6 protein-coding genes are annotated in these 6,246 nt (G+C 68.1%); 3 read left to right on the top strand and 3 right to left on the bottom strand.

Annotation, left to right across the window (positions count from 1 at the left end):
- Nucleotides 1-645: 645 nt before the first annotated feature.
- The gene (locus ACFZDJ_RS54915) at nucleotides 646-897 is read left to right on the top strand and encodes a chitin-binding domain-containing protein (RefSeq protein ID WP_390942306.1); all 252 of its coding nucleotides are present in this window, start codon (nucleotides 646-648) and stop codon (nucleotides 895-897) included.
- Between the two features lie 76 nt (nucleotides 898-973).
- On the opposite strand, the gene ACFZDJ_RS54910 is transcribed toward ACFZDJ_RS54915, so the two are convergent.
- Together ACFZDJ_RS54910 and ACFZDJ_RS54905 are read right to left on the bottom strand one after the other, a co-directional pair.
- Complete coding sequence (locus ACFZDJ_RS54910) at nucleotides 974-1,291, bottom strand: hypothetical protein (protein WP_391070810.1); 318 nt, start codon at nucleotides 1,289-1,291, stop codon at nucleotides 974-976.
- Between the two features lie 627 nt (nucleotides 1,292-1,918).
- Nucleotides 1,919-3,250, bottom strand: coding sequence for a cytochrome P450 (locus tag ACFZDJ_RS54905; RefSeq protein ID WP_391070808.1), 1,332 nt, complete (start codon nucleotides 3,248-3,250; stop codon nucleotides 1,919-1,921).
- 77 nt (nucleotides 3,251-3,327) lie between these two features.
- Between ACFZDJ_RS54905 and ACFZDJ_RS54900 the strand changes: the two genes are divergently transcribed.
- Nucleotides 3,328-3,486, top strand: a complete 159-nt coding sequence (locus ACFZDJ_RS54900) for a hypothetical protein (protein ID WP_391070806.1) — start codon at nucleotides 3,328-3,330, stop codon at nucleotides 3,484-3,486.
- Between the two features lie 36 nt (nucleotides 3,487-3,522).
- On the opposite strand, the gene ACFZDJ_RS54895 is transcribed toward ACFZDJ_RS54900, so the two are convergent.
- Nucleotides 3,523-3,999 carry a hypothetical protein gene (locus tag ACFZDJ_RS54895; RefSeq protein ID WP_391070805.1) on the bottom strand — a complete coding sequence of 159 codons (477 nt, stop codon included), beginning with the start codon at nucleotides 3,997-3,999 and terminating at the stop codon, nucleotides 3,523-3,525.
- A gap of 143 nt (nucleotides 4,000-4,142) precedes the next feature.
- Between ACFZDJ_RS54895 and ACFZDJ_RS54890 the strand changes: the two genes are divergently transcribed.
- The gene (locus ACFZDJ_RS54890) at nucleotides 4,143-5,306 is read left to right on the top strand and encodes a pentapeptide repeat-containing protein (RefSeq protein ID WP_391070803.1); all 1,164 of its coding nucleotides are present in this window, start codon (nucleotides 4,143-4,145) and stop codon (nucleotides 5,304-5,306) included.
- Nucleotides 5,307-6,246 lie beyond the last annotated feature (940 nt).

The raw sequence follows: 6,246 nt of genomic DNA, 5'->3' as shown, positions 1-6,246 counted from the left end.
ACGTCGGCCTACTCGATGACCAGAAGTCGATCACTCGGGAAGGTACGCCCTTCGCGTCCAACCCGAGGCCGATCCACAGGTCATGAGCAGTGCTCACTCTCGCTGACTGCCTGGCATTACTTCCGGATGCCGCCCACGCTGCCTGGCACCTGTCTCCCCAGGCCAGGGGCGGTTCAGCAGTGACCAGCCAGCCTCTACGTCACATGCCTGGCTCTGCCGGCTGCTCGCCCTGGAGGGGAGGGTGAGATAACACTCGACACGAACATCCTGCAGGGACTGCGCCGCTCCCTGGGCAGCGATCCCGCCGGCCACCCCTACGAGCCGTGCATTGAGGGTGCTCGCCGACAACGAAACCCCCGGTGGTACACGGCAGCGGACCCAGAGAAGTTCCTGATCCGGATCGACAAGGAGGTGCCCGCTCACCTGCGCCGAACCATTGCTTGGCGGCGGGCTTCTTGGACGCCGTCTTCTTCGCGCTCGTGGCGGACGCCTTCGTTCCCCGCCGCAGCTCAGGCGACGATCCCTACCGGCTCTCTCCCAGCGTGCGCTGCGACTGGACTCGCTTCCTTCAACTCGCCGAGCGCGCCCTTCCCCTGGACCCGGCCGGCCTGCCGGATCTAGAGAGGGCACTCGCTCTGGTGCGGGGTGTCCGGCACCTCCGTCGCGCAGGCGCATGCGCCCGCAGCCTCCGGGCCGCGCGAGCACGCAGTAGCGGCGCGGGCCGCATCTCCCGCGGACGACATCCCGCCCGACTTCTGCCGCGGCAGGGCCGACGGCAACTACCCCTACCCTGGCGATGACACCAAGATGATCTCGTGTGTCGCCCAGCAGTACATCTACGTGCGGCACTGTTTCGAGGGACTGCACTTCGACCCCGAGTACAGCGAGTGCGACTGACCCCGACGAGCCGGACGGTATGACACATCCCCGTGACTGCGGTGGAGGGATCGACCCCACCGCAGCCACGGGTTTGTCAGGGTTCCAGTTCGAGACAGAGGCCCACTTGGTGGCCGCCAGCCCTGTTATGGAGGGGGACCGTAGTGGCCTCACCGGCCGGTGCAACAGCGGTGGCGCCAGAGGTCACCAGGGCATAGGCGCGGGCGAGTTCCTCCAGGGCCATGGACGCCTGCCCCTGGGACTTGCTCATGATCGCCTCTGCCTCGGCCGCGATGGCTTGCAACAGCTTCTCGCGCGCCTCGGTGGCAGCGGGTACTTCCCGGAGCTTGATCACGGTAGGGATCTGCTGAATTCCGGTGTCGGCTGAAACGGACTCTGCTTCTTCGCTGGGCATGGCGGTTCCTCGGTTCCTCGTGCGGGGCAGCGGTCAGGAACGCCAGCTGTGGGCGGTTCCCCGGCCCAGAGGTGAATGCTGGTTGCCGCGCGCTGCTTTCCGGTGCTGGTCACCGACATATTGCGGTTACATATGGTAACAAATGGGACACGTTATGCGGCTGGATTGACTGCCTGCTGCCGCGGCTCCCGCACGGGCCCAGCAGTGCATGCTTTCCGCTGGGCAGGATCGCCTCTGCCCACACTCGGATCGCAAATGGGGGCGCAGGCACCCTGCAGGGCGGGAACTGACGGCGCGCCAACCCATGCGGTTTCCTTGCCTTCGTCGGCATGGCAGCTGCACTGACTTCCAAGTCATCAAACGAGATGAGTTCCAACCGACCTCACCTATCGTGTCCAGCCGGAGCGCCAAAGGCTCCCGATTGCTCCTGCTGAGCCGACCCGATGAGTGCGCACCAAGCCCGGATTACGACGTTCCCGCAGGGACCAGCGCTCATCAGATCGCGGACCCTACAGCGCATCTAGGATCCGCAACTCCGTTGTCAATGACTATTCGTAGTACCGGTCCTCACTGGGCTCTTGCAATCTCTCCTGAGTATGCGCTGCCCGTCCTCCGTACCGTTCCGCTTCAGGTGAGTGGCGATACCAAGGTTGCGGGGGTGGGGCCGTCGGGGCGGACGGTGATGCCGTACACCGCCTTCGTGGGAGTGGAGTAGAAGGCCGGGGTGTGGACCGGCAACAGGTGTTCGAGCAGGACGGTCGATTCGCGGAGCGCGAATTGCAGACCGAGGCAGGCGCGGGGACCGATACCGAAGGGGAAGTAGGCGCCCGGGTGGGCAGGTCGGCCGTCCGGGGTGAGGAAGCGCCGGGGGTCGAAGTGCTCTGGGTCTGGCCACAGTCCGGGATCGCGGTGCGTAAGGTACGGGCAGATCAGGATGTCGGTGCCCGCTGTGACGGCGTAGCCGGCAAGGGTGTCGTCCTCGGTGGCGTGGCGGGGCAGGATCCAGGCGGACGGGTAGAGCCGGAGCGTCTCGTGGACCAGGGCCTGGATGGCCTGGCGGCGCCCAGCTGAGCCTTCGCCGCCGGCGGCGAGGGCTTGTTCGCGGGCGGCGGGGTGCTGGTCGAGGAGCAGGTAGAGCCAGGTCAGGGTGGTGGCGGTGGTCTCGTGCCCGGCCACGAGCAATGTGACCAGCTCGTCGCGGATCAGCTGGTCGGTGTATTCGGGGCGCTCGGTGGCGGCGTCGGTCAGCACGTGCAGCAGGCCCGGGCCGTCGGGTCCCGCCGCCCCGCTGCGAGCGGCCTCGATGGCGTGCCGGGCGACCGCATCGATCCGGGCGAGATCGGCGGCAACGGCGTCCTGGGCGTCGGTGACGTCAGCGGGCAGAGTCGGTAGGGCGGTCGCCACGGCGGCCACGGCGGCCAGTTCGCGCTCGGTCCCGTCGTCGAGGGGGTGCCCGGTAAGAGAGCGCCAGATGGCATCCAGGGCGAAGCGGCGCATCTCCTGCCCGACATCGAGGGTCTGCCCGGTACGGGCGTACCCGTCCCAGCGCCCGGCGGTGGTCCGGGCGGCCTCGGTGATCCGCTGTTCGTAGCGGCGCATCCCGGTACCGGTGAACTGGGACTGCAGCAAGCGGCGTTGGCGCTTCCACGCCTCACCGGTGGCGGCGAGGACGCCGTCGCCGATCAGCATACGGGCGCGGTGGGAGCGCTTGACGTACCGCTCCGGGTGCTGGGCGAGTACGTGCTGGACCGCCTGCGGGTCGGTGACAAGAACGGTGGGGGCCGGCCCGAGGCGGAACGCGGCGATGCCGCCGAACCGCTCGCGCACCTGGGACAGCAGCTCGACCAGTTCGCCTCCTCCCGATCGCCACTGCTCCACGAGTTCAGGCTCGGCTTCGGGGACCGGCCGCCCCGTTCCGGGAACGTACGGAAGGGAGCCGAGGCTGGCTTCGGTGTCCATGTTTCTTCTCCTGGTCAACCGCTGGGCTTGGCCGTAACGGAGCACTGGCACCACGGACTGTACGGGAGAGGGCACAGATGGTGACAGCCCACCCCCCGCGTGGCCACTGTCCGGGCATGGCCCGGATCCCGCTGCCCTGCGCCGCGCAGGGCAGCGGGATCCGGGCCAAGGCAGTGGCGGAGGCAGTGGTCAGCTGCCAGGAACAGAAGCTGTCGAAGCCGCAACCGGGCTACTGAGGTGTCCCGCAAAGGAGCTTCGGGGCCCGCAGCGGGCTATCCCATGACTGCTCGGGCCGCGTCGAGAAAGGCCAGCCTGTTGTCTTCCAGGTAGTCACGCACGCTCTCGCCGTCGGGCAAGCCTTCCCACACGGTCCGGTTGAGGTCGAGGAAGTATTTGCGTGCTGCGTCATGCACAGGAAGGGGAAACTGGATACGGATCAGCCGCTCGGCGACCCACAGCCTGTTCATGGCGTCTTGGGTCGTGAAGAACCAGGCGCTGGTGTCGTCCCATTCGTTCGGTCGGCTGAAGGCGGCGCGCTCCGCCTCGGCCCCCACCTCGACGAACCGCTCCAGCAGCGCAAGCCGCTCCGCCCGCCGGGCCTCCGACAACTCGGTCTGCTGCCGCCGCTGTTCCGTTCGTTCCGCCGACCGCTGCGTAGCGAACTGAACGAGGAAGGACAGCACGCCACCGAGCGCAACGCCGCCCAACGATATGAGTGACACCCAGACCTGACCAGACATGGCGACCATCGTTCCACGCTGTCGATCTCCAGCAGCCGTGGGCGTACCGATGAGGATGGTTGACCAGCCGACGAGCACAGAACACCCCAGTACTGCTGCTCCACTTGGCCCATCTTGATCAACTCCTGAGGTGCGCCTAGGCTCCCGTGCCCATGGAGACGGGAGAGCAGGATCATGGCCAGCGGCCGTGGCGCGAGCGGCCGGTCGGTCGTCGTGCCGTCGTGCCGCTGCTGGCCGGAGTGGTGGGACTGGCCGTTCTGGGAACCGTGTTCCTCGTTCTGCCAGGTGTGGTGGTCGACCACGATCTCGCCGGGGCAGCCGTCGTGCCGCAGGATCGGCTGAAGGCCGTAAACGATGTCCGGACGACTCTTCTGCAGATGATCGGCGGCCTGGTCGTGCTCTTCGGCGCCTACGCCACGTGGCGGCAACTCCGGGTCAGCCAGGATGGCTTGCGCGCTACCCAGGAGGGCTACGTCACCGACCGGTTCAGCCGGGCGGTCGATCAGCTCGGCAGTGACAAGCTGGATGTACGCGTCGGCGGGCTCCACGCGCTGTGGCGGGTCGCGGAGCAGTCCACCCGTGACCGCGAGGCCGTCATCTCCATCCAGGCCGCCTATCTGCGCACGCACCTGCCCTGGCCGCCCACCGGACCGGACGCGCCGACGGCGGACGTGCCCATCAACGACATCGCACCCCTGGAGGCCCGTGCCGCCGACTCACAGGTGGCGCTGACCGGCCTCGGCGTGCTGTGCCAGCGCCGGGAGCAGTCCTGGGTCAATCTCAGCGCCACCGACTTGCGCCGGGCCGACTGCGACGGGCTGTGGCTGCCCGAGGTCAATCTCGACCGCTCCTGTATGGAGGCGGCAGGCCTGTACCACGCCAACCTGACCCAGGCATCCCTGGTCTCGGTCAACCTGCGGCACGCCGACCTCAAGACCGCAATCCTCCACCGTGCCCACTGTGCACTGGCCGACCTGCGCGGCGCGCGGCTGGCCGAGACCGACCTGCGGGACGCCGACTTCACCGAGGCCGACCTGCGCGAGGCGAACCTGCGCAAGGCCAACGCGCGCGGTGCGGTCTTCCGCCGATCCGACCTGCGCCTGGCAGACCTGCGCGGCACCGACCTGAGCACGGCCGACCTGCTCCAGGCACGCCTGACCGACGCCCTGGCCAGCGACCACACCCGCTGGCCCGCCGGCTTCGACCATGCCGCCGCCGGCGTCGTCGTCACCGAGGACCCCGGCCCCGAACCCCCGCCCCTGCTCCAGCCGCCGGGGATCACGACGAACTACCCCCCGCTGCGATCCATGTCGTGACGAAGAAACCCGTGTAGCGCCGGCCGTACCCCGGAGATGTCGGCGGACTCCAGGACCGCCGCCGCCGGATCAAGGACATCGATCAGGCGCCCGGCCCGCACGGACTCCGGGACATCGCGCAGCGAGGCCCGGAAGGCCGACCCGCTCCACTGCGCCCGGGCCAGCCCTTCGGCGAGGAGACGCTCCCCCGTACCCGGGCCCCCCGCCGTCGTACTCCTCGAGGAGCGTGCGGGCGTCCCACTCGAGGACGTCGGTCATCGCAGCGGTCGTCACACGCGGTCCAACGAGCCACGGCGGGCTGTCCTGTGACAGTGCACGTTGAGCGCGTGCCAACGAAGTCTGAGCGGCTTTGGTCGAGCGCCTGCGCGCTGGCTCTCTCCAGTTGCCGTTGGGGTGTGCTCAGCGCTTTCTGGAAGAGCGGGTGGAACCGCCCGCTCTTCCAGGAGGAGCGCACCATGGCGCAACCGATAAGTCGGCCAACGATCAGCGCTGAACAGTTCAGCCGAGTGTGTGACGAGATTGGGAGCATGGCGGCGCCCGAGAAGGACGCTCAGTCCATCCGGGACTGTGCTCTGCGCATCGTGCAGACCCTGGGCCTGGCGCTATCCACGGATGACCTGAGCAGACTCCTCACCGAACTCATGGCCCCTAGAGTGGCCCCACCCCCAGAGAGCCCTCAGTACACCCGAGAGGCCATCCTGGACATGCCTGACGCACAGCCAGGAGAAGATGAAGGCCCGGTCAGGTAGACCCGGACGCCACGCCTGACTACATCCGCGGCTCGCCGGAGGGCGCCTGGCCCCCACCGCTCAATCTTCGGTGACACGGACTCGCGGCCGTCAAGATTCCCTACGTTGTCCTGCGGGACGTGGTGAGCCCTTCGTATGGTTCATCCACCCAGGAGCGTCGGGTGTGGCTTTCAAGGTTCTGCCGTCTGTGG

This window comes from Streptomyces sp. NPDC007896, from assembly GCF_042959425.1.
Taxonomy (GTDB): domain Bacteria; phylum Actinomycetota; class Actinomycetes; order Streptomycetales; family Streptomycetaceae; genus Streptomyces.
The sequence above is the reverse complement of the archived record's forward strand: the minus strand, read 5'-3'. Positions and strand labels throughout refer to the sequence as shown.